At 69.5% G+C, this 20,703-nt stretch carries 21 protein-coding genes; 15 read left to right on the forward strand and 6 right to left on the reverse strand.

Translation table 11 applies throughout. The features are described from left to right. Positions 1 to 77: 77 nt before the first annotated feature. Positions 78 to 1,484, forward strand: a complete 1,407-nt coding sequence (locus Q8A52_RS20105; protein WP_316754044.1) for an FAD-binding oxidoreductase — start codon at positions 78 to 80, stop codon at positions 1,482 to 1,484. A gap of 16 nt (positions 1,485 to 1,500) precedes the next feature. On the opposite strand, the gene Q8A52_RS20110 is transcribed toward Q8A52_RS20105, so the two are convergent. After that, entirely contained in the window at positions 1,501 to 1,914 is a 414-nt protein-coding gene (locus tag Q8A52_RS20110; RefSeq protein WP_316754045.1) for an SsgA family sporulation/cell division regulator, read from the reverse strand. Positions 1,915 to 2,154: 240 nt separating this feature from the next. On the opposite strand from Q8A52_RS20110, the gene Q8A52_RS20115 reads away from it, so the two are divergent. Next, positions 2,155 to 3,534 (forward strand): RDD family protein, encoded by a 1,380-nt coding sequence (locus Q8A52_RS20115; RefSeq protein ID WP_316754046.1) that lies wholly within the window; start codon positions 2,155 to 2,157, stop codon positions 3,532 to 3,534. A 63-nt stretch (positions 3,535 to 3,597) separates the two neighbouring features. Then, the gene (locus tag Q8A52_RS20120; RefSeq protein WP_316754047.1) at positions 3,598 to 4,320 is read left to right on the forward strand and encodes an RDD family protein; all 723 of its coding nucleotides are present in this window, start codon (positions 3,598 to 3,600) and stop codon (positions 4,318 to 4,320) included. A gap of 60 nt (positions 4,321 to 4,380) precedes the next feature. Here the strand turns inward: Q8A52_RS20120 and Q8A52_RS20125 are convergent, their stop codons facing one another. After that, the gene (locus tag Q8A52_RS20125) at positions 4,381 to 4,665 is read right to left on the reverse strand and encodes a hypothetical protein (RefSeq protein ID WP_316754048.1); all 285 of its coding nucleotides are present in this window, start codon (positions 4,663 to 4,665) and stop codon (positions 4,381 to 4,383) included. Positions 4,666 to 5,064: 399 nt separating this feature from the next. Between Q8A52_RS20125 and Q8A52_RS20130 the strand changes: the two genes are divergently transcribed. Together Q8A52_RS20130 and Q8A52_RS20135 are read left to right on the forward strand one after the other, a co-directional pair. Beyond that, complete coding sequence (locus Q8A52_RS20130; RefSeq protein ID WP_316754049.1) at positions 5,065 to 7,419, forward strand: immune inhibitor A domain-containing protein; 2,355 nt, start codon at positions 5,065 to 5,067, stop codon at positions 7,417 to 7,419. Positions 7,420 to 7,540: 121 nt separating this feature from the next. Further along, entirely contained in the window at positions 7,541 to 7,882 is a 342-nt protein-coding gene (locus Q8A52_RS20135; protein ID WP_316754050.1) for a hypothetical protein, read from the forward strand. 12 nt (positions 7,883 to 7,894) lie between these two features. Here the strand turns inward: Q8A52_RS20135 and Q8A52_RS20140 are convergent, their stop codons facing one another. Further along, positions 7,895 to 8,479 carry a nicotinamidase gene (locus tag Q8A52_RS20140; protein WP_316754051.1) on the reverse strand — a complete coding sequence of 195 codons (585 nt, stop codon included), beginning with the start codon at positions 8,477 to 8,479 and terminating at the stop codon, positions 7,895 to 7,897. Positions 8,480 to 8,582: 103 nt separating this feature from the next. Beyond that, complete coding sequence (locus tag Q8A52_RS20145; RefSeq protein WP_316754052.1) at positions 8,583 to 9,977, reverse strand: nicotinate phosphoribosyltransferase; 1,395 nt, start codon at positions 9,975 to 9,977, stop codon at positions 8,583 to 8,585. Between the two features lie 57 nt (positions 9,978 to 10,034). Between Q8A52_RS20145 and clpS the strand changes: the two genes are divergently transcribed. The 9 genes from clpS (at position 10,035) to Q8A52_RS20190 (ending at position 17,797) form a co-directional block, all read left to right on the forward strand. Next, positions 10,035 to 10,352, forward strand: coding sequence for an ATP-dependent Clp protease adapter ClpS (gene clpS / locus Q8A52_RS20150; protein WP_316754053.1), 318 nt, complete (start codon positions 10,035 to 10,037; stop codon positions 10,350 to 10,352). 12 nt (positions 10,353 to 10,364) lie between these two features. Further along, entirely contained in the window at positions 10,365 to 10,970 is a 606-nt protein-coding gene (locus Q8A52_RS20155; protein WP_316754054.1) for a DUF2017 domain-containing protein, read from the forward strand. Positions 10,971 to 11,313: 343 nt separating this feature from the next. Next, positions 11,314 to 12,738, forward strand: a complete 1,425-nt coding sequence (locus Q8A52_RS20160; protein WP_316754055.1) for an amino acid permease — start codon at positions 11,314 to 11,316, stop codon at positions 12,736 to 12,738. A 132-nt stretch (positions 12,739 to 12,870) separates the two neighbouring features. Continuing rightward, the gene (locus Q8A52_RS20165; RefSeq protein WP_316754056.1) at positions 12,871 to 13,293 is read left to right on the forward strand and encodes a M67 family metallopeptidase; all 423 of its coding nucleotides are present in this window, start codon (positions 12,871 to 12,873) and stop codon (positions 13,291 to 13,293) included. 87 nt (positions 13,294 to 13,380) lie between these two features. Continuing rightward, positions 13,381 to 13,476 (forward strand): putative leader peptide, encoded by a 96-nt coding sequence (locus Q8A52_RS20170; RefSeq protein WP_316754057.1) that lies wholly within the window; start codon positions 13,381 to 13,383, stop codon positions 13,474 to 13,476. Between the two features lie 154 nt (positions 13,477 to 13,630). Continuing rightward, entirely contained in the window at positions 13,631 to 13,909 is a 279-nt protein-coding gene (locus Q8A52_RS20175; RefSeq protein ID WP_316754058.1) for a MoaD/ThiS family protein, read from the forward strand. Between the two features lie 17 nt (positions 13,910 to 13,926). Then, a complete protein-coding gene (locus tag Q8A52_RS20180; protein WP_316754059.1) occupies positions 13,927 to 14,877 on the forward strand; it encodes a PLP-dependent cysteine synthase family protein in 951 nt (316 codons plus the stop codon). Positions 14,878 to 15,095: 218 nt separating this feature from the next. Then, positions 15,096 to 17,153: a putative Ig domain-containing protein gene (locus Q8A52_RS20185; RefSeq protein WP_316754060.1), complete on the forward strand. Its 2,058-nt coding sequence runs from the start codon at positions 15,096 to 15,098 to the stop codon at positions 17,151 to 17,153. A 125-nt stretch (positions 17,154 to 17,278) separates the two neighbouring features. Further along, positions 17,279 to 17,797 (forward strand): hypothetical protein, encoded by a 519-nt coding sequence (locus Q8A52_RS20190; protein WP_316754061.1) that lies wholly within the window; start codon positions 17,279 to 17,281, stop codon positions 17,795 to 17,797. 8 nt (positions 17,798 to 17,805) lie between these two features. Here Q8A52_RS20190 and Q8A52_RS20195 read toward each other — a convergent pair whose 3' ends face one another. Continuing rightward, positions 17,806 to 18,264, reverse strand: coding sequence for a type II toxin-antitoxin system PemK/MazF family toxin (locus Q8A52_RS20195; RefSeq protein ID WP_316754062.1), 459 nt, complete (start codon positions 18,262 to 18,264; stop codon positions 17,806 to 17,808). Positions 18,265 to 18,515: 251 nt separating this feature from the next. Here Q8A52_RS20195 and Q8A52_RS20200 point away from each other — a divergent pair, with 251 nt between their 5' ends. Further along, positions 18,516 to 19,268: an MBL fold metallo-hydrolase gene (locus Q8A52_RS20200; RefSeq protein WP_316754063.1), complete on the forward strand. Its 753-nt coding sequence runs from the start codon at positions 18,516 to 18,518 to the stop codon at positions 19,266 to 19,268. A 70-nt stretch (positions 19,269 to 19,338) separates the two neighbouring features. Here Q8A52_RS20200 and Q8A52_RS20205 read toward each other — a convergent pair whose 3' ends face one another. Beyond that, a complete protein-coding gene (locus Q8A52_RS20205; protein ID WP_316754064.1) occupies positions 19,339 to 20,592 on the reverse strand; it encodes a PTS transporter subunit EIIC in 1,254 nt (417 codons plus the stop codon). Positions 20,593 to 20,703: the final 111 nt, after the last annotated feature.

Below are 20,703 nucleotides of genomic sequence, written 5' to 3' on the forward strand. Positions count from 1 at the left end.
CTAATACGACAACCCATACGGTCAGCTCAAGGCGCGTCCCGTACGGGGTTCACACCGATGGCCGCGGGTGCGACGCTGTGATCATGAGCCGTATCCAAGCCGCACCCGACGAAGCCCAGGGAAACCTCGGCGACCGGCTCCTCGCGGGCCTGCCGGCCGAGGCGGTCCTCACCGATCCCGACATCACCGCCTCGTACGCCAATGACATGGCGAGCTTCTGCCCGGCGGGCACACCGGCCGTGGTCGTCCTGCCGCGCACGGTCGAACAGGTCCAGCACGTCATGCGGATCGCCGCCGAACTGCGCGTCCCGGTCGTCCCGCAGGGCGCCCGCTCCGGTCTGTCCGGCGGCGCGAACGCCTCCGAGGGCTGCATCGTGCTGTCCCTCACCAAGATGGACCGCATTCTGGAGATCAGTCCGGTCGACCGGATCGCCGTGGTCGAACCGGGCGTCATCAACGCCACCCTCTCCCGCGCGGTCGAGGAGCACGGTCTGTACTACCCGCCGGACCCCTCCAGCTGGGAGATGTGCACCATCGGCGGCAACATCGGGACGGGTTCCGGCGGCCTGTGCTGTGTGAAGTACGGGGTGACGGCCGAGTACGTGCTCGGTCTGGACGTCGTGCTGGCCGACGGCCGTCTGATGTCCACGGGCCGCCGCACGGCGAAGGGCGTCGCCGGCTACGACCTGACCCGTCTGTTCGTCGGCTCCGAGGGCTCGCTCGGCATCGTCGTGCGGGCCGTCCTGGCGCTGAAGCCGAAGCCGCCGCAGCAGCTGGTGCTCGCCGCCGAGTTCGCCTCCGCGGCCGCGGCGTGCGACGCCGTGTGCCGGATCATGGCGGGCGGCCATGTGCCCTCCCTGCTCGAACTCATGGACCGTACGACGGTGAAGGCAGTCAACGACCTCGCCCACATGGGCCTGCCCGAGTCGACCGAGGCCCTGCTCCTCGCCGCCTTCGACACCCCCGACCCGTCCGCCGACCTCGGCGCCGTCGGCGCGCTGTGCGAGGCCGCCGGCGCCACTCAGGTGGTCCCGGCCGAGGACGCCGCCGAGTCCGAACTCCTCCTCCAGGGACGCCGGCTGTCCCTCACCGCCCTGGAGGCGGTCAAGGGCACGACGATGATCGACGACGTGTGCGTGCCCCGTTCGCGGCTGGGCGAGATGCTCGAGGGCGTCGAGCGGATCGCCGGGAAGTTCGGGCTGACCATCGGCGTCTGTGCCCACGCCGGGGACGGCAACACGCACCCCACCGTGTGCTTCGACGCGCAGGACCCCGACGAGTCCCGGCGGGCCCGGGAGTCCTTCGACGAGATCATGGCCCTCGGCCTGGAACTCGGCGGGACCATCACCGGCGAGCACGGCGTGGGCGTCCTGAAGAAGGAGTGGCTGGCACGGGAGATCGGGCCGGTCGGGGTGGAGATGCAGCGGGCGGTGAAGCAGGTCTTCGACCCGCTGGGCATCCTCAACCCGGGCAAGCTGTTCTGAGCGCGCCCTCCCGCCGTCACCGGGCGAGCAGCTGGTCGAGCGCGTCGTCGATCCCGAGTTGCCCGCCCTCGGTCCCCGGGGGCACCACGCGCAGCGTCCGCTCCAGCCAGGCGGACACCTGGGCGGCGGGCGCCTCGAGGAGGGCGTCGCCGTCGGGCGAGCTGAGCGCGACGAGGACGACGCCGCGGCCTTCCAGCTTCGTCGGCCACACCCGTACGTCCCCCTGCCCGCACGCCCGGAACACCCCCTCCACCAGGAGCTCGCGGGCGAACGTCCAGTACACCGGGTGCTCGGAGTTGATGTGGAAGGTGATGTGGACGGCGTACGGGTCGGCGGTGCGGTAGGTGAGCCGGGCCGGGACCGGGATGCTGCGCTCCGGCGACAGGACGAGCCTGAGCTCCAGTTCGCGTTCCACCACTGTGGAGTGCATGGCGTCGGTTTCCTCTCTCGGTCGGGTGTGCGGGGCTCTGCGGCCGGCCTCGCACGACGGGAGAGGACGTAAGGGCACGATCATTACGCGGGTTCGGAGAATTTGTTTCCGACTCTGTGAAGCGGGTGCACGTCGTTGCCCGGAAAGGGGCGGGTCCGGCGGGACTGGCGGTGGTGGTTGCGCACGTCTGATAGATGTGGAGCCCCTATACGACCCCCGAGCAGATACGGGACGACGGACATGAGCGCCCCAACCCCGGCCCCCGGCGACGACAGGCCCCGCGAAGGGTATTACCCGGACCCGTCCATTCCTGGATATGTCCGGTACTGGAACGGCGCCGCCTGGGTGCCGGGCACCAGCCGGCCGGCGCCGCGGGACGGCGAACCGCTCATCGCACCGCCCGGCGGGCGCCCGGCTGCTCCCGCCGTGGAGGCGACCGGCCCGCACTTCTTCGACGAGGATCCGCAGCCGGAGCCCGGCTGGGGAGCCGACCGGGCCCAGCAGTCCGGGTTCGGCGGCGACCAGGACCGACGCGTGTCCTGGGGTGCCGATCCCAGGGTCCCCGCGGACCCCCCGTCCCAGCCGGACGGCGCCTCCGTGCGCACCGACGGGACGGCGACGATCCCTCCGGCGGACTCATCCGATGTGCCGTCCGACGGCACCTTCGTCTTCCGCAGGCCGACCGCTTCCTCCGACGCCAACCCCCCTTTCCGCGCGCCCTCCCCGCGCACGGGTCAGCAGGACGGGGCGCCGGGGGCGCAGGGCGGAGGCACGCCGGGCTTCGCCGCCCAGGGGCCGGTGGGCGTGGGCGACTCCGGTTCTTCCGGTGCCTCCGGTTCTTCGAGCGGCTCCGCTCGGCCCGGGTTCGGTGCAGGCAAGGCCGCCGCGGCCCGTGCTGCCGCGGCGCAGGCCGAGGCGTCCCAGGCTGCGGAGCCGGTCGCGCAGGCGTCCACTCCCGCTCCCTCGGTACCCCAGCAGTCGGGCGCCGCAACTCCCATGGCCACCGGCGCCGGTGGCGGGCAGTCCTCCTGGGCCCAGCAGGTGCACCGGCTCGCCGGGGCCGGGGACGACCAGCCCGTGGCGCCGTGGAAGCCGCCGGTGGACGACCCGTTCCAGGCGGCCGTCCGGCGGCAGGCGGCGGCGCGGCCCGCGGGACTGGGCAGACGGCTGGCCGCCCGGCTCATCGACAGCCTGGTCGTCGGTACCCTGACCGCCGCGGCCGCCGTGCCGTTCGGCGCCAAGGCGATCGACCACATCCAGGGGAAGATCGACGCGGCCGAGCTCTCCGGCCGCACCGTCACCGTCTGGCTGCTCGACGGCACGACGGGGACGTATCTCGGCATCGTCCTCGCCGCCCTCCTCGTCTCCGGCCTCCTCTACGAGGTGCTGCCCACCGCCAAATGGGGCCGCACCCTGGGCAAGAAGGTGTGCGGCCTGGAGGTCCGGGACATCGAGGCGCACGAGCCGCCCACCTTCGGCCTCGCCCTGCGCCGCTGGTTGGTCTGCACCGTCCCCAGCCTCCTCGTCATCGGAGTCGTCGGCCTCGCCTGGTGCCTGTTCGACCGCCCGTGGCGCCAGTGCTGGCACGACAAGGCGGCACACACCTTCGTCGCGAGCTGAGCCGGTCCCCCGTACGGCGGCCCGCCGGATGCGGAGCCGGGTGCTTCGCGGTCCACTCGGGCCATGAGCACCGAACCGCCCCCCGGCTCAGGACAGCAGCCACCGGAAGAAGACCCGTTCAGGAAGCAGCCCCCACCGGGCGAGGGGGCGGGTTCGCCGTACGACACCCCATCGGGCCAGGGGCCGGGTACGGGTTCGGGTTCGCCGTCTGACACCCCGCCAGGTCAGGGACCGCCGGGTCCGGGTTCCCCGTACGACGTCCCACCCGGCGGCCAGCCCCCGCCCTACGGCGGCGGCCCCTACGGAGGCGGCGGCGCCCCCGCCGACCCGCTGGCCGGCATGCCCCCGCTCGCGGACAGCGGCAAGCGCACGCTCGCCCGCATCATCGACATGGTCCTGGTGGGCATCGTCGTCTGGCTGGTCACCCTGATCTTCAGGGTGAACGAGCTCCAGATGAGCAGCGACAGGATCGAGGTGGGCAAGGGGTTCGCGCAGTCGGTCATCGTCGCGGTGCTCTATGTGACCTACGACACGATCCTGATCGCCAGGACGGGACAGACCCTCGGCAAGAAATGGCTGGGCATGCGGGTGGCCAACCTCGAGGACGGCTCCACGCCCTCCACCCAGACATCGCTGACCCGCGCGCTGGTCCTGTGGATCCCGTTCGCCTTCTGCTGCGCGTGCATCTGGACCGCGATCGCCGGCGGCTGGAGCTTCTTCGACAAGCCCTACAAACAGGGCCTGCACGACAAGGCGGCCAAGACGGTGGTGGTCAGCACCGGTTGAGAAGGCACCGCACAGCAGGCGGCGGGTCCGTAAGTTTCACGGACCCGCCGTCTCCGGCTGTCAGGGAGTGCTCGGCTCCCGTATCGGCTCGACCGCGGCGGCCACGGGCTCCCGCGGTGCGGGCACCCGCTCCTGGACGACCGCGGCGGGCTCCGCCGACGCGACCGTACGAGTCCTGGGCAGTGGCACCGTCATGGCGACCAGCAGCCCGAGGGCGAGAGCCGAGAACGCGATGACCGCGATCCCCAGACCCGAACTCGTCTGTGACAGCAGCAGCATGGCGAGGGTCGAGAAGATCACGGTGCATGAACCGTAGACGAGCTGTGCGGCAGTCGGACGAGGCATGGCAATCGTGTCCTCGGAAGATATTGGGGGTGAGACGGGTAACCGGCCTGGCTTTCCGCCGACTTCCGGGCGTTCCACCATTCGACTCTAATCGCGTGCATGCCCGAGTGGAACGGCCGGTAAGCGTGACCTAACCCACGGTACCGGTGCACAGGGGGCGCACGGAGTCATGCGTCCGCCAAGTGGACGGACTCGCGCGCCCGTCAAGTCGTATGCGAGGCGTTCGCAAAGCGAACTTCCGCTCCGCATAGTGCACTTGTCCTGTCCAAGTCAAGGTCTGTCTTTTCTTTTAAACCTCTAGTCAAATGTCGTCACTTGACTACACGCGTTGATCAGGCGCGCACGGACCTCCATGACCAGGACCCCCTTCCGTGTGCCCGGACGCGGGGGAGGAAGCAAGTGATCAGCAGACCCTGGACGTTCAGAGCGGCCGCGATCGGCGTTGCACTCGCGGCGGCCACCGCCACGTTCTCGACGTTCGCCGTGGCGGAGGCCGGCACGACGGCCAAGTCCGCTGCCGCGAACCGGCACGACCCGGCGCCGGTGAAGCAGCAGAAGCACAACCTCGACGGTCCGCTCAGCAAGACCCAGGAGGCCCAGCGTCAGGAGGCGCTGAACCAGGTCATATCCGGCGAGGCCAAGGTCAGGAACCGAGGCGGTTCGCAGGTCGTCCAGCTCAAGAGCAAGAAGGGCGACAGCAAGTACGTCGAGCTCGGCCGCGAGAAGACCGACAAGATCTTCACGATCCTGGTGGAGTTCGGCGACAGGACCGACCCGAAGTACGGCGGCACGGCAGGCCCGCTGCACAACCGGATAGCCGAGCCGGACCGGGCCAAGGACAACTCGACGGCCTGGCAGAAGGACTACAACAAGAAGCACTTCCAGGACCTCTACTTCGGCACCGGCAAGAACGTCGAGTCGATGAAGAAGTTCTACGAGAAGGAGTCCTCGGGTCGCTACTCGGTCGACGGCGAGGTCGCCGACTGGGTCAAGGTCCCGTACAACGAGGCCCGTTACGGCAACAACGCCTGCGGCTCCACCAACTGCCCGAGCGTGTGGAACGTCGTCAGCGACGGCCTGAACTCCTGGGTCGCCCAGCAGAAGGCGGCCGGCCGCACCGACGCCCAGATCAAGACGGACGTGGCGAAGTTCGACCAGTGGGACCGCTACGACTACGACGGCGACGGCAACTTCAACGAGCCCGACGGCTACATCGACCACTTCCAGATCGTGCACGCCGGTGAGGACGAGTCCGCGGGCGGCGGTGCCCAGGGCAAGGACGCGATCTGGGCCCACCGCTGGTACGCCTTCGGCACCGACGCCGGCGCCACCGGCCCCACGGGCAACAAGCTGGGCGGCGCGCAGATCGGCGACACCGGCACCTGGGTCGGCGACTACACCATCCAGCCGGAGAACGGCGGACTCGGCGTCTTCGCCCACGAGTACGGCCACGACCTCGGTCTGCCGGACCACTACGACACCACCGGCAACGGGGACAACTCCACCGGCTTCTGGACGCTGATGTCCTCCGGCTCCTGGCTCGGCCGGGGCAAGGACTCCATCGGTGACCTGCCGGGCGACTTCAGCGCCTGGGACAAGCTGCAGCTCGGCTGGCTGAACTACGACACGGCCAAGGCCGGCAAGCAGTCCACGCACAAGCTGGGCGTCGCCGAGTACAACACCTGGGACAAGCAGGCCCTCGTGGTCAACCTGCCGGACAAGGCGGTCACCACCACCATCGTGAACCCGGCCCAGGGCTCGACGCAGTGGTGGAGCGGCAGCGGTGACAACCTCAAGAACACGCTGTCCCGTTCCGTCGACCTCACCGGCAAGTCCTCGGCCACGCTGTCCCTGGACGGCTGGTACGACATCGAGGCCAACTACGACTACCTCTACGCCGAGGCGTCGACCGACGGCGGCGCCAACTGGACCGCGCTCGACGGCACGGTGGACGGCCAGGCCATCCCGCGCGACGCCAGCGGCGCCCCGGCGCTGACCGGCACGGTCGACGGCTACAAGAAGCTGTCGTACTCGCTGGACGCCTACGCGGGCAAGAAGATCGACGTCCGCTTCCGCTACGCGACCGACGGTGGCGTGGCCCAGAAGGGCTTCGCGGCCGACGAGATCACGCTGACCGCCGACGGCGCGACCGTGTTCTCCGACAACGCCGAGTCCGCGGACGCCGCTTGGACCGCGAACGGCTTCTCCCGCATCGGCTCGTCCTTCACCAAGGACTACGCGCAGTACTACATCGCGGAGAACCGCCAGTACGTGTCGTACGACAAGACCCTCAAGGTCGGCCCGTACAACTTCGGCTTCTCGACGACCCGTCCGGACTGGGTGGAGCACTACCCGTACCAGAACGGTCTGCTGATCTGGAAGTGGGACACCTCCCAGGCGGACAACAACACCAGCGTCCACCCGGGCGTCGGCCTGGTCCTCCCGGTCGACTCGCACCCGACGGCGCTGAAGTGGGCCGACGGCACGCCGATGCGCACCCGCATCCAGGCCTACGACTCGCCGTTCAGCATGTACCGCACCGACGGCCTCACGCTGCACAACGCGGACGTGCAGACCAAGATCAAGTCGTCGAAGGGTGTGCCGGTCTTCAACGACCACACGAACACCTACTACGACCCGTCGACCCCGACCGCGGGCGTCAAGATCACTGACACCAACACCAAGATCAAGATCGTCAAGGAGGCCAAGAACGGCTCCGTGATCTTCCTCCAGGTCGGACCCGCAGTGAAGTAGTTCGCATTTTCGCAGGTCAGAAGCGTATCGGCGGTGACCCCCTGGCGGGTCGCCGCCGATCGTGTTTAGGTGCGTCCTGTGGCCCTCTTATTGACACTGACGCACACGGGGGTGTGACCGCATGGCCGCAGGAGGTTTCTGCAAGCTGCCGAACGGCACGGTGGTGGTGGCACTGAACCTGCCCCGTCCCACCGCCGACGGCTCCGGCAGCGTGCGCGTTCTCGTCCATGCCCAGAACCGCGCCCGCGCCCTGACGCGGCTGCGCAACCTGGGCATGCGCGCGGTCTACCTGCGGGGCAACGCGGCCCCGCCGACCCCGGACGAGATCACCGCGGTCCTGCACCACCCGGACGGCCTGATATGGCGCACGGCTCCCGGCAGCGGTGTCCCGGCACTCGAGCCGGTGACCGAGCTGTGGCGCCCGATAAGGGCCCTGCTGAGACGGCAGCCGACGGCCCCCTAGGCTTCGGGGGCCTCAGACGACGGGCTTGCCCGACAGTTCCACGCCCGCTTCCCGCAGCTCCTCCAGGGCCCGCTCGGTCGTGTCCTCGGCCACTCCCGCGGTCAGGTCGAGCAGGACGTTCGTGCGGAACCCCTCACGTACGGCGTCCAGCGCGGTGGCGCGTACGCAGTGGTCCGTGGCGATGCCGACCACGTCGACCTCGTCGATCTCCCGGGCCCGCAGCCAGTCGCCCAGCGGGACGCCGTTCTCGTCCATGCCCTCGAAACCGCTGTACGCGGCCGCGTACGCCCCCTTGTCGAAGACGGCCTCGACCGCGCCGGAGGCGACCGCCGGGGCGAAGTTCGGATGGAAGCCCACCCCCTCCGTCCCCGCGACGCAGTGCGCCGGCCAGGAGCGGACGTAGTCGGGGTTGTCGGCGAAGTGGCCGCCGGGCGCGATGTGGTGGTCGCGGGTGGCCACGACATGCCGGTACCCGGCGGGGGCCTGCCCGATCAGCTCGGTGATCGCGGCGGCCACATCGGCACCCCCGGGCACCGCGAGGCTGCCCCCCTCACAGAAGTCGTTCTGCACGTCAACGACGATCAAGGCGCGGCGCATGGTCGGTGTCCTTCGACTGGGGTCCCCCGCTCCGTGGAGCGCGGGGGAGGGTGAAATTACGAGCCTAGAGACTTCGGCGGCGGTGCGGGAGGGGGCACCTGCTCTAGCTACCCGAGTCCCCGTGGACGTACTCCGTCGGAAGGACGGGTTCCCCTCGGGACAGCTGGGTCGCGGACAGCGGCAGGTTGGCTCGGGCCGCCGTGTGCCGGTCGCGGACCGCGTCGAGCGGCTCGCGGGCGACGACCTCGCCCCCCTTGACCAGCTCGGCGAGCAGCTGTTGCTCCACCAGCTCGGCGGGCATCGGCCCGGTGCCGACGACCTCGGCCTCCGCCACCCCGTCCGCGTCCAGTCGCCGTGCGGCCCACTTGCGGCCGCCGATGGAGGTCTTGCCGCCGGTGGACTTCTTCGCGACCGCCACCAGCGGCGCCCCGGGGTCGGTGGACTCGGCGCGGGCGACCAGCTTGTAGACCATCGAGCAGGTCGGATGCCCGGAACCGGTCACCAACTGCGTCCCGACGCCGTACGCGTCCACGGGCGCGGCGGCGAGCGAGGCGATGGCGTACTCGTCGAGGTCCGAGGTCACGATGATCTTCGTACGGGTGGCGCCCAGCGCGTCGAGCTGCTGCCGCACCCGGTGCGCGACGAGGAGCAGATCGCCGGAGTCGATGCGCACCGCGCCCAGCTCGGGTCCGGCCACCTCCACGGCCGTACGGACGGCTTCTGCCACGTCGTACGTGTCCACCAGGAGCGTGGTGCCCCGGCCCAGGGAGTCGACCTGGGCCCGGAAGGCGTCCCGCTCGCGGTCGTGCAGCAGGGTGAAGGCGTGCGCGGAGGTGCCGACGGTCGGAATGCCGTAGCGGAAACCGGCCGCCAGGTCCGAGGTGCTCGCGAAGCCGCCTAGGTAGGCGGCCCGTGAGGCGGCGACGGCGGCCAGCTCGTGGGTGCGGCGGGCGCCCATCTCGATCAGCGGCCGGTCCCCGGCGGCCGAGGACATACGGGAGGCGGCGGCCGCGATCGCGGAGTCGTGGTTGAGGATGGACAGGATCACGGTCTCCAGCAGCACGCACTCGGCGAAGGTGCCCTCCACCCGCATGATCGGCGAGCCCGGGAAGTACACCTCGCCCTCGCGGTAGCCCCAGATGTCGCCGCTGAACCGGTAGCCGGCCAGCCACTCCAGGGTCTCCTCGTCGACGATCTGCCGCTCGCGCAGGAAGCCGAGGACGCCCGCGTCGAAGCGGAAGTTCTCGACCGCGTCCAGGACGCGCCCGGTGCCCGCCACGACCCCGTAGCGGCGGCCCTCGGGCAGCCGCCGGGTGAAGACCTCGAACACGCTGCGCCGTTCGGCGGTACCCGCCTTCAGAGCGGCCCGCAGCATCGTCAGCTCGTACTGGTCCGTAAAGAGTGCCGTCGAAGGAACGCCCACCCGTCGCCCGCCACCGCCCTTCTGAGGAAGCGCTTCGCGCCCTTCTTCTGGCAACCCGAGGTCCGCTGTGTTCATGGCAGCCGATGCTACCCCCATTTCGTCAGTGTGACGATTTTTGCGGAGCGTGGCAGCATGGGCCATGTGACGTCACCCGCTCCCGTAGAGATCGAACGCATCGAATCGGCGGAAGAGGCCTTCGCCGTACCCGAGCCCGACGTCCCCTGGGTCACGATCGTCCACAACGACCCGGTCAACCTCATGAGCTACGTGACCTATGTCTTCCAGACGTATTTCGGGTACACGAAGGACAAGGCAACCAAGCTCATGCTCGACGTTCACCACAAGGGCCGGGCGGTCGTCTCCAGCGGCAGTCGCGAGGAGATGGAACGCGACGTGCAGGCGATGCACGGTTACGGCCTGTGGGCCACCCTCCAGCAGGACCGGAAGTAGCGAATCTCCTCCATGCCCGGAACCTTCGAACCGCTCCCCGGCGGCGGCGCGGCCGTCGCGCTCGACGACGTCGAGATCTCCATCATCCGGTCGCTGGCCATCCAGCTCCTGGAGCTCATCGGCCCCGGCCCCGGCGGGGACGCCCCCGAGGACCCGCTCGCCGAACTGTTCGCCGAGGGCCCGAGCGAGCCGCCCGCCGACCCGGTGCTGCGCAGGCTCTTCCCGGACGCCTACTGCGATCCCGAGCAGGCCCCGGACTCGCCGGAGGATGCCGAGGAGCAACGGGCCCACTCCGCGGAGTTCCGCCGCTACACCGAGAACGACCTGCGGGCCGGCAAGCGGGAGAGCGCGCTCGCGGTGATCGGCTCGCTGGACGCGCTCGCCCCGGTGGGGGAGGAGGGGGCGGTCCTCAAGCTCTCCCCGGCGGAGTCCCGGCAGTGGCTGGGCGCCCTCAATGACCTGCGTCTGGCGATCGGCTCCCGGCTGGAGATCACGGACGAGGACGACACCGATCTGCTCTACCGGCTCCCCGACGAGGACCCGCGCAAGCCGATGGTGATGGCGTATCTGTGGCTGGGCGGACTCCAGGAGACTCTGGTCGCCACCCTTATGGCCTGATTCACACCGGTTTCGCGTTCGCTCAGAGGACGCTCAAATCCGGATAACGATCCCGTTACCACTCCGGCCTGATATGCGCCCTCTGGGTGCTCTTTGTCCGGTTCTTCCTGTGTCGTGCGCCACAGCGGGTGCAGTCGATCATTGTTGCGGCCGTGATAAATCTTCACGACCGCCCGGCGAACACCACCCATGTTCGGCCGGGTGCGCCACCGAGCCGGCGACCGCCGGCCAGGCACGGGCAGGCCCGCGAAGTCGGCCCAGCTCCATCAATCCGGGGGGATCGAAACCCGATCCGAGGCCGACAAGAGGCCCGGGTCGGCATGGAGAAAGGCGCACACGACACATGACCTCCGCTCAGGTCGACACGGAGAAGAGCTCCGAAGAGGGATACGAGCGCGGACTCGGCAGCCGTCAGGTCCAGATGATCGCCATCGGCGGCGCCATCGGCGTCGGCCTGTTCCTGGGAGCCGGGGCGAACATCGCCAAGGCCGGTCCCAGCCTCATCCTGATGTACGCCCTCGCGGGCGCCATCGTCTTCTTCATCATGCGGGCGCTCGGCGAGCTCCTGCTGTACCGCCCGGTCTCGGGCTCCTTCGCGGAGTACTCCCGCGAGTTCCTCGGCCCCTTCTTCGGCTACTTCACCGGCTGGACGTACTGGCTGATGTGGGTCGTGACCGGCATGGCCGAGCTGACCGCCGCCGCGATCTACGTCAACTACTGGTTCCCGGCCGTCCCGCAGTGGGTGACCGCCCTGGTCTTCCTGGTGGTCCTCTTCGGGGTCAATCTGATCTCCGTGAAGCTCTTCGGCGAGCTGGAGTTCTGGTTCTCGATGGTCAAGGTCACCGCCCTCATCGGCATGATCGTGATCGGCCTGGGCGTGCTGACCTTCGGCTTCAGCTCCGCCGGTGACACCGCCGCGGTCTCCAACCTCTGGCAGTTCGACGGCTTCTTCCCCAAGGGCATCGGCTCGTCCCTGATGACCCTGCAGGGCGTCATGTTCGCCTACCTCGCCGTCGAGCTGGTCGGCGTCACGGCCGGCGAGTCCGAGGACCCGGAGAAGACCCTCCCCAAGGCGATCAACACCCTGCCCTGGCGAATCGCGCTGTTCTACGTGGGTGCCCTCACGGTCATCCTGTGCGTGGTCAAGTGGACCGAGTTCGCTCCCGGCGTGAGCCCCTTCGTCGCCGCCTTCGCCAAGATCGGCATCCCGGCCGGCGCCGGCATCGTCAACTTCGTGGTGCTGACCGCGGCCCTTTCGTCCTGCAACTCCGGCATGTACTCCACGGGCCGCATGCTGCGCACCCTGGCCGACAACGGCGAGGCCCCGAAGGGCTTCAGCAAGCTGTCGTCCACCAAGACGCCCGCCTTCGGCATCACCGTCTCGGTGCTCTTCATGGGCATCGGTGTGGTCCTCAACTACATCGTCCCGGAGAAGGCGTTCGGCTACGTCACCTCCGTCGCCACCGCGGCCGGCATCTGGACCTGGCTGATGATCCTGATCAGCCACGTCATCTACCGCCGCGCGGTCGTCGCGGGCCGGCTGCCCGCCTCCGCCTTCCCGGCGCCGGGCGGCGCGGTGTGCAGCTGGATCGCCATCGTGTTCCTGCTCTTCGTCACGGGCCTGATCGCGTACGACGCCGACTCCCGCGTCTGCCTGTACGTGATGGCCGGCTGGGCCGCCGCCCTCGGTGTCGGCTGGGCCGTGCTCAAGGCCCGCAACCCGCAGGTCACCGAGCGCCGCGAGCCGGAGCTCGAGAAGGTCGGCTGACCTCACCCGAGGACGTCCGGTCGCGGGGAGTACTCGTGGCACCCCCTGCGGCCGCCGCTCAGGGCGTCCGGCATATGGGCCGTCCTGTACCAGTCTTCGGTACGGGACGGCCCTCTGCTTATCCTGACCGACATGCTGACCATCACCCAGGCCCTCTACGACCGGATCGTCGCCCACGCCCGCAAGGACCACCCCGACGAGGCGTGCGGCGTCGTCGCGGGCCCGGCGGGCTCGGACCGCCCCGAGCGCTTCATTCCGATGCTGAACGCGGCCATGTCGCCCACCTTCTACGAGTTCGATTCGGGCGACCTGCTCAAGCTCTACCGAGAGCTGGACGACCGGGACGAGGAGCCGGTGGTCATCTACCACTCCCACACCGCGACCGAGGCGTACCCGTCCCGCACCGACATCTCCTACGCCAACGAGCCCGGTGCCCACTACGTCCTGGTCTCCACGGCGGACACCGACGGCCTCGGCGAGTTCCAGTTCCGCTCCTTCCGCATCCAGGACGGCGAGGTGACGGAGGAGGAGGTCAAGGTCGTGGAGGCGTACTGACGGGGCCATCCCGCAGTTCGGTCAGAATTCATCCACGATGCGAGATCACACTCCGGGATCCGGACCGGGAATCGATACGATGAGCCCATGGTTCTCCACGACGTGAGCGACAAGACGCCGGGCATGCTGCTCGTGGCGCGGCTGCACGTCGACCTGTGCAGGCTCGCCAGCGCCATCTGTTGACGCCGAACCCTGCCGTCGTACGGCCGTGAGCCGCGGCGTGTCTGCTCGCGTACGCATACGCCCCCGCACCGCCGCCCGCCCTCCCCCAAGCTCTCGGCTTCGCTCGAGCAGGGGGTGCCCCCACCCCGACTACTTCCGACAGGAGCCCGCAACCATGGCCATCGAGGTCCGCATCCCCACCATCCTCCGCCAGTACACCGACGGTCAGAAGGCGGTGGAGGGCAGCGGTGAGACCCTCGCCGAGCTGTTCACCGACCTCGAGACCCGGCACACGGGCATCCAGGCCCGCATCGTCGACGAAGGCAAGCTGCGCCGCTTCGTCAACGTCTACCTGAACGACGAGGACGTCCGCTTCCTCGACAACATCAACACCAAGCTGTCCGACGGCGACACGGTGACGATCCTCCCCGCCGTCGCCGGCGGCATGGTCTGATCGGCCGCTGATCAGCGATGCGCTATGACTCCCCGCTGGCCGCGGTGGGCAACACACCTCTGGTGCGCCTTCCGCGGCTGTCGCCGTCCCCCGAGGTCCGGATCTGGGCCAAGCTGGAGGACCGCAACCCCACGGGCTCGGTCAAGGACCGCCCCGCGCTGCACATGGTCGAGCAGGCGGAAAAGGACGGCCGGCTGACTCCCGGGTGCACCATCCTGGAGCCCACCTCCGGCAACACCGGTATCTCGCTGGCCATGGCGGCCAAGCTCAAGGGCTACCGCATGGTGTGCGTGATGCCGGAGAACACCTCGCAGGAGCGCCGGGACCTGCTCGGCATGTGGGGCGCCGAGATCATCTCCTCGCCGGCCGCGGGCGGCTCCAACACCGCCGTGCGTGTGGCCAAGGAGCTGGCAGCCGAGCACCCCGACTGGGTGATGCTCTACCAGTACGGCAACCCGGACAACGCCGGCGCCCACTACGCGACGACCGGCCCGGAGATCCTCGCCGACCTGCCGTCGATCACCCACTTCGTGGCCGGCCTCGGCACCACCGGCACCCTGATGGGCGTCGGCCGGTATCTGCGCGAGCACAGGCCCGGCGTGAAGATCGTCGCCGCCGAGCCGCGCTACGACGACCTGGTCTACGGCCTGCGCAACCTCGACGAGGGCTTCGTACCGGAGCTGTACGACGCCTCCGTCCTCACCACCCGCTTCTCGGTCGGCTCGGCCGACGCGGTCACCCGTACCCGTGAACTCCTCCAGCAGGAAGGCATCTTCGCGGGCGTCTCGACGGGCGCCGCGCTGCACGCCGCGATCGGCGTCGGCAAGAAGGCCGTCAAGGCGGGCGAAAGCGCCGACATCGTCTTCATCGTGGCCGACGGTGGCTGGAAGTACCTCTCGACGGGCGTCTACACGGCCGCCACGACGGAGGAGGCCATCGAGACGCTCCACGGTCAGCTCTGGGCATAGGGCTCATCAAGCAGCCGCCAGCCCCCTCTCATGAGGGGGCTAAACGCTGCCTATGGAGCGGCAAAGATCTCTCTGCGGTACTGCCCGGGCCCTCGCGCCGGAGCTACGGTCCTCGCGCACTCCCCTGAGTGTCATGCTCATGGCTGCGCGATCCCCGCCGCTACGCGCGTCACGGGCCTGCCCATCCAGTTCGACCCCACCGATGGAGGCAGTACCCCATGCGTGATTCACGCCCGAGCAGGCGCCGCCGGAGTCTGCGAAGACTCCTGGCCGTCGCCGTTCCAGCCCTCGCCCTCACCGTCGCCGGATTCGTCGCGGCACCGACGGCCGGGGCACAGGCCCCCACCCACACCCCTCGGGCCACCCAGAACGCGAAGGCCCTGAACGACCCGAAGCGCCAGACCTTCCACTCCACCGGCAAGGCCGGTCAGAAGGTGCCGACCAAGCACCTGTGCCCCACCGCGAAGCCGGGCCACGCTTCCTGCTTCGCCCAGCGCCGCACCGACATCAAGCAGAGTCTGGCCGCGGCTCTCGCCGCCGCACCCTCCGGCCTCAGCCCGGCCAACCTGCACAGCGCCTACAACCTGCCCTCGACCGGCGGCTCCGGCCTGACCGTCGCCGTCGTCGACGCCTACAACGACCCCAACGCCGAGTCGGACCTGGCCACTTACCGCTCGACGTACGGCCTGTCCGCCTGCACCAAGGCCAACGGCTGCTTCAAGCAGGTCAGCCAGACCGGTTCGACCACCTCGCTGCCCACGAACGACACCGGCTGGGCCGGCGAAGAGGCGCTGGACATCGACATGGTCAGCGCGGTATGCCCCAACTGCAACATCATCCTGGTCGAGGCCAACTCCGCGAACGACACGGACCTCGGCATCGCCGAGAACGAGGCCGTCTCGCTCGGCGCCAAGTTCGTCTCCAACAGCTGGGGCGGTGACGAGTCCTCCACCCAGACCAGCGAGGACACCCAGTACTTCAAGCACCCCGGTGTCGCGATCACCGTCTCCTCGGGCGACTCCGCCTACGGTGCCGAGTACCCGGCGACCTCCCAGTACGTGACCGCCGTCGGCGGCACCGCGCTGTCCACGTCGTCGAACTCGCGCGGCTGGACCGAGTCGGTCTGGAAGACCAGCTCCACCGAGGGCACCGGCTCCGGCTGCTCCGCCTACGACCCGAAGCCGAGCTGGCAGACCGACAGCGGCTGCTCCAAGCGCATGGAGGCCGACGTCTCCGCGGTCGCCGACCCGGCCACCGGCGTGGCGGTCTACGACACCTATGGCGGCTCCGGCTGGGCGGTCTACGGCGGCACCAGCGCCTCCGCCCCGATCATCGCCGGCGTCTACGCCCTAGCGGGCACCCCGGGCTCCGCCGACTACCCGGCGAAGTACCCCTACTCCCACACCGCCAACCTGTACGACGTGACCAGCGGCAACAACGGCTCCTGCTCGACCTCGTACTTCTGCACCGCGGGCACCGGCTACGACGGCCCGACCGGCTGGGGCACCCCGAACGGCACCGCCGCCTTCTCCTCCGGCAGCAGCAGCGGCAACACGGTGACCGTCACCAACCCCGGCAGCCAGTCGACCACCACTGGCAGCTCGGTCAGCCTGCAGATATCGGCGAGCGACAGCGCGGGCGCGACCCTCACCTACAGCGCGTCCGGGCTGCCCACCGGCCTGTCCGTCAACAGCTCGACGGGCCTGATCTCCGGTACGGCGTCCACCGCGGGGACGTACAACGTGACCGTCACCGCGTCCGACTCCACCGGCGCCTCCGGCTCGGCGTCCTTCACCTGGACGGTCGGCTCCTCCGGCGGCACCTGCTCGTCCGCGCAACTGCTCGGCAACCCGGGCTTCGAGTCGGGCAACACCACCTGGACCGCGACCAGCGGTGTCATCACCAACGACAGTGGTGAGGCCGCGCACGCCGGCTCCTACAAGGCCTGGCTGGACGGCTACGGCTCCTCGCACACCGACACGCTGTCCCAGTCGGTGGCCATCCCGGCGGGCTGCAAGGCGTCCTTCACCTTCTACCTGCACATCGACACGGCGGAGACCACCAGCAGCACCCAGTACGACAAGCTGACGGTGACCGCCGGTACGAAGACCCTGGCGACGTACTCGAACCTCAACGCCGCCTCCGGCTACTCCCAGAAGACCTTCGACCTGTCCTCGTTCGCGGGCTCGTCGGTCACGATCAAGTTCAGCGGGGTCGAGGACTCCTCGCTGCAGACCAGCTTCGTCGTGGACGACACCGCCGTGACGACCAGCTGATCACGTTCCGCTGAGCGGGGGACCCCGGCCGTCCGACTCGGCCGGGGTCCTTCCGGGATCCGCGGGCGCAGGTGGAACGTCACATCTGCACCAGGTCCGGTCCCGGCGGAAAGGCGGTCCCCCCCATGCGCCGTACGACGCTCCACCGCACGACGGTCGCCGCCCTCGCGGCAGCGACCCTTCTTCTCATGGGCTGCGGCTCGCAGAGCGGGGGGACGACCGCGGGCAGTGGCGGCACGGTCTCACCATCCCCGAGCACGACTGCGCCCCCGAGCGGTTCGCCGTCCCCCAGCGGTTCGCCGTCCCCGACCGCCACCGCCGTGGACTGTGCCCGCCACTTCGAGCTCACCGCCGCCGACAACGGCCGCACCATCTGTGTGCCGGCGGGCGGTCAGGTCCGGCTCACCCTGGACGGAACCAAGGAGCGGCCCTGGAAGCCGGTCACCGTGACCGGCGACGTGCTGAAGGCCGCCAACCCGGGCATCGTGATCCTGCCGGGCGACGCCGTCGCCGCCTACGACGCGGTGGCCCCCGGAACCGCGAAGCTCTCCTCGTCCCGCCCGCTTTGCGCCGAGAGCGCGAGCCCCGGTCGGGTGTCCTGCAAGGGCATCGAGGAGTGGACGGTCACCGTCCAGGTGCGCTGAGGCCGGCCTCAGCCCGCCAGGTGCCGCACCTGGTCCCACAGGACCGGGTCGACCACGCCCACCCGGCGGCGGAAGTCCCACACCGGGACCTGGCGCAGTTCGTCGGTCTCCAGGAAGCTCGGGCGGCCGTGGGCGTCGCCGACGGAACCGGGCGGGAGCGGAATGACCCCGGAGCGTTCGTCGTGGTACTTGCTGGTGATCTTCGCGACCGTCGCCCGCTTGCCGCGCACGGCGAGAACCAGACATGGCCGGTCCTTGGTGCCCGGACCGTTCTCGAACGGAACGTTCGCCCACCAGATGTCCCCGGGCCGCGGCCGCTCCGCGCGGCCCCGGGGCCCTTCCGGGCGGCCCGGCGGCCGCTTTCTGCGTCCCTCCGGACGGTGCCCCCGCCCCCAGCCGTCGACGAGCGTGGCGACCAGCGCGAGCAGCACCACTGCCACCAGCGCAAGCCACCACGACGTGTCCATACGAACGACGTTACCGGCGTGCGATCCCCATTGCGCGCCCTCTCTCAAGCCCATTGCCCCCCTGGTCCAGCCGAACCGGTGACAGCACAGGTGAGTTCGCCCACAACGGCCCCTGGCGGAGGAGCGACCGGCCCTTTTGCGCCTTACGCTCGACGAACCGCACGACCCCCGTCTGCCCCTTTCCCGACTTCCTTCCTCTCCTTCCGGTCCACCGGACTTCCGGATTTCCCGCCAACGGAGGTTTCTGCTTCATGAAGCTCACCGTCGTCGGCTGCTCGGGGTCGTTCCCGTCCGCGGAATCGGCCTGTTCGAGCTACCTCGTCGAGGCCGACGGCTTCCGGCTGCTCCTCGACATGGGCAACGGCGCCCTGGGCGAGCTGCAGCGCCACTGCGGTCTTTACGACCTCGACGCGATCTTCCTGAGCCATCTGCACGCCGATCACTGCATCGACATGCTCGCGTACTTCGTGGCCCGTTACTACCGCCACGAAGGCGGCCGTTGCGACCCGATCCCCGTCTACGGACCCGAGGGCACGGAGCACCGGCTGACCACCGCCTACGCCGACACCCCCACCGCTTCGTCGATGAGCGAGGTCTTCGACTTCCACACGGTCAAGCCGTCGACGTTCGACATCGGTCCGTTCACGGTGCACACCGAGCGGGTCCGCCACCCCGTGGAGGCGTACGCCATCCGTATCGAGCACGGCGGGACGTCGCTGACGTACTCCGGCGACACGGGCGTCACCGAGGCGCTCGACGCGCTCGCCCGGGACACCGACCTGTTCCTGTGCGAGGCCGCGTTCACGTACGGCAAGGAGAACATCCCCGACCTGCACCTCAACGGCCGCGAGGCGGGTGAGACGGCGGCCCGGGCGGGCGCCCGCCGCCTGGTCCTCACCCACATCCCCCCGTGGACCGACCCCATGGTCAACCTCGCCGACGCCCGCGAGGTCTTCGACGGTCCGGTGGAGCTGGCGGTGCCGAGGGTGACGTACCGGATCTGAACCCCCCATACCTGCACGAAGGCCCCGGAACCTGCTCGGTTCCGGGGCCTTCGTCATGCCGTGCGGGATCTCACGCCTTCGTGAGGTCCTCGAGTTCCTCCTCGGGTTCGCGGCCCGGGGTGGGGAGGTTCCACTTGGTGATGGCGAAGCGGAAGACCGTGTAGTAGATGGCGGCGAAGACCAGGCCGATCGGGATGATCATCCAGGGCTTGGTGGCCATGCCCCAGTTGAGGAAGTAGTCGATCGCGCCGGCCGAGAAGCTGAAGCCGTGGTGCACGCCCAGCGACCAGGTGACCGCCATCGAGAGGGCGGTGAGCAGCGCGTGGATGACGTAGAGCACCGGGGCGATGAACATGAACGCGAACTCGATCGGCTCGGTGATGCCGGTGACGAACGAGGTCAGCGCGAGCGACAGCATCATGCCGCCGACGGCCTTGCGGCGCTCGGGGCGGGCGCAGTGGGTGATCGCCAGCGCGGCGGCCGGGAGGGCGAACATCATGATCGGGAAGAAGCCCGTCATGAACTGGCCGGCGGTCGGGTCGCCGTGGAAGAAGCGCGGCAGGTCACCGTGCCAGACGGTGCCGGAGGAGTCCTTGAACGAGCCGATCTCCTGCCAGGCCACCGTGTTGACGAACTGGTGCATACCGACCGGCAGCAGCGCACGGTTGATGGCGCCGAAGATGCCCGCGCCGACGGCGCCGAGGCCGGTCATCCACTGGCCGAAGTCGGTGATGACGTTGCCGATGGGCTCCCAGACCAGGCCGAAGACCACGCCGACGCCGGTGCCGATGAAGGCCATCAGGATCGGGACCAGCCGGCGGCCGTTGAAGAAGCCCAGCCAGTCGGGGAGCTTGGTGCGGTGGAAGCGCTGCCAGGTGACCGCGGCTATCAGGCCCATCACGATGCCGCCGAGGACCTTGGGGTCGTTGTAGGTGGCGGCGACGTCCGCACCCTTGGTGATCTTCGCTTCGGTGATCGGGAACGCGGTCAGCACGTTCTTGTAGACCAGGAAGCCGACCAGCGCCGCCAGCGCCGTGGAGCCGTCGGCCTTCTTCGCGAAGCCGATGGCGATGCCCACGCAGAACAGCAGGGGCAGGTTGCTGAAGACGGCGTCGCCGGCGGTGGCGAACACCGCCGCGACCTTGTTCCAGCCGAGGCCGTCCTTGCCGAACACGTCGGGCTGGCCCAGCCGAAGCAGGATGCCCGCCGCCGGAAGCACGGCGATCGGAAGCTGCAGACTGCGGCCGACCTTCTGCAGGCCCTGGAACAGACCTGATCCCCGCTTCTTTGCGGGAGCCGCCGAGGACGCGGTGGCGGTGCTCATGGTTCCTCCATCGGGTGGTGGTCTACACCACTCAGTGGTGTAGACCTGTTGTAGCACGATGAAGGCGGCATAAGGAACCCGCGATTCCCGTAACGATTTGGGTACCGGCCG

Source organism: Streptomyces herbicida (assembly GCF_032656585.1).
GTDB classification, from domain to species: Bacteria; Actinomycetota; Actinomycetes; order Streptomycetales; family Streptomycetaceae; genus Streptomyces; species Streptomyces herbicida.

Bases quoted from the DNA above. Each gene is read 5' to 3' on its own strand.
- Q8A52_RS20195 (WP_316754062.1), bottom strand. From the start codon at position 18,264: ATGGACACGTCGTGGTGGCTTGCGCTGGTGGCAGTGGTGCTGCTCGCG.
- Q8A52_RS20115 (WP_316754046.1), top strand. From the start codon at position 2,155: ATGAGCGCCCCAACCCCGGCCCCCGGCGACGACAGGCCCCGCGAAGGG.
- Q8A52_RS20190 (WP_316754061.1), top strand. From the start codon at position 17,279: ATGCGCCGTACGACGCTCCACCGCACGACGGTCGCCGCCCTCGCGGCA.
- Q8A52_RS20120 (WP_316754047.1), top strand. From the start codon at position 3,598: ATGAGCACCGAACCGCCCCCCGGCTCAGGACAGCAGCCACCGGAAGAA.
- Q8A52_RS20125 (WP_316754048.1), bottom strand. From the start codon at position 4,665: ATGCCTCGTCCGACTGCCGCACAGCTCGTCTACGGTTCATGCACCGTG.
- Q8A52_RS20160 (WP_316754055.1), top strand. From the start codon at position 11,314: ATGACCTCCGCTCAGGTCGACACGGAGAAGAGCTCCGAAGAGGGATAC.
- Q8A52_RS20155 (WP_316754054.1), top strand. From the start codon at position 10,365: ATGCCCGGAACCTTCGAACCGCTCCCCGGCGGCGGCGCGGCCGTCGCG.
- Q8A52_RS20135 (WP_316754050.1), top strand. From the start codon at position 7,541: ATGGCCGCAGGAGGTTTCTGCAAGCTGCCGAACGGCACGGTGGTGGTG.
- Q8A52_RS20145 (WP_316754052.1), bottom strand. From the start codon at position 9,977: ATGAACACAGCGGACCTCGGGTTGCCAGAAGAAGGGCGCGAAGCGCTT.
- Q8A52_RS20175 (WP_316754058.1), top strand. From the start codon at position 13,631: ATGGCCATCGAGGTCCGCATCCCCACCATCCTCCGCCAGTACACCGAC.
- Q8A52_RS20170 (WP_316754057.1), top strand. From the start codon at position 13,381: ATGGTTCTCCACGACGTGAGCGACAAGACGCCGGGCATGCTGCTCGTG.
- Q8A52_RS20110 (WP_316754045.1), bottom strand. From the start codon at position 1,914: ATGCACTCCACAGTGGTGGAACGCGAACTGGAGCTCAGGCTCGTCCTG.
- Q8A52_RS20205 (WP_316754064.1), bottom strand. From the start codon at position 20,592: ATGAGCACCGCCACCGCGTCCTCGGCGGCTCCCGCAAAGAAGCGGGGA.
- Q8A52_RS20180 (WP_316754059.1), top strand. From the start codon at position 13,927: ATGCGCTATGACTCCCCGCTGGCCGCGGTGGGCAACACACCTCTGGTG.
- Q8A52_RS20140 (WP_316754051.1), bottom strand. From the start codon at position 8,479: ATGCGCCGCGCCTTGATCGTCGTTGACGTGCAGAACGACTTCTGTGAG.
- clpS (WP_316754053.1), top strand. From the start codon at position 10,035: ATGGGCCATGTGACGTCACCCGCTCCCGTAGAGATCGAACGCATCGAA.
- Q8A52_RS20185 (WP_316754060.1), top strand. From the start codon at position 15,096: ATGCGTGATTCACGCCCGAGCAGGCGCCGCCGGAGTCTGCGAAGACTC.
- Q8A52_RS20165 (WP_316754056.1), top strand. From the start codon at position 12,871: ATGCTGACCATCACCCAGGCCCTCTACGACCGGATCGTCGCCCACGCC.
- Q8A52_RS20200 (WP_316754063.1), top strand. From the start codon at position 18,516: ATGAAGCTCACCGTCGTCGGCTGCTCGGGGTCGTTCCCGTCCGCGGAA.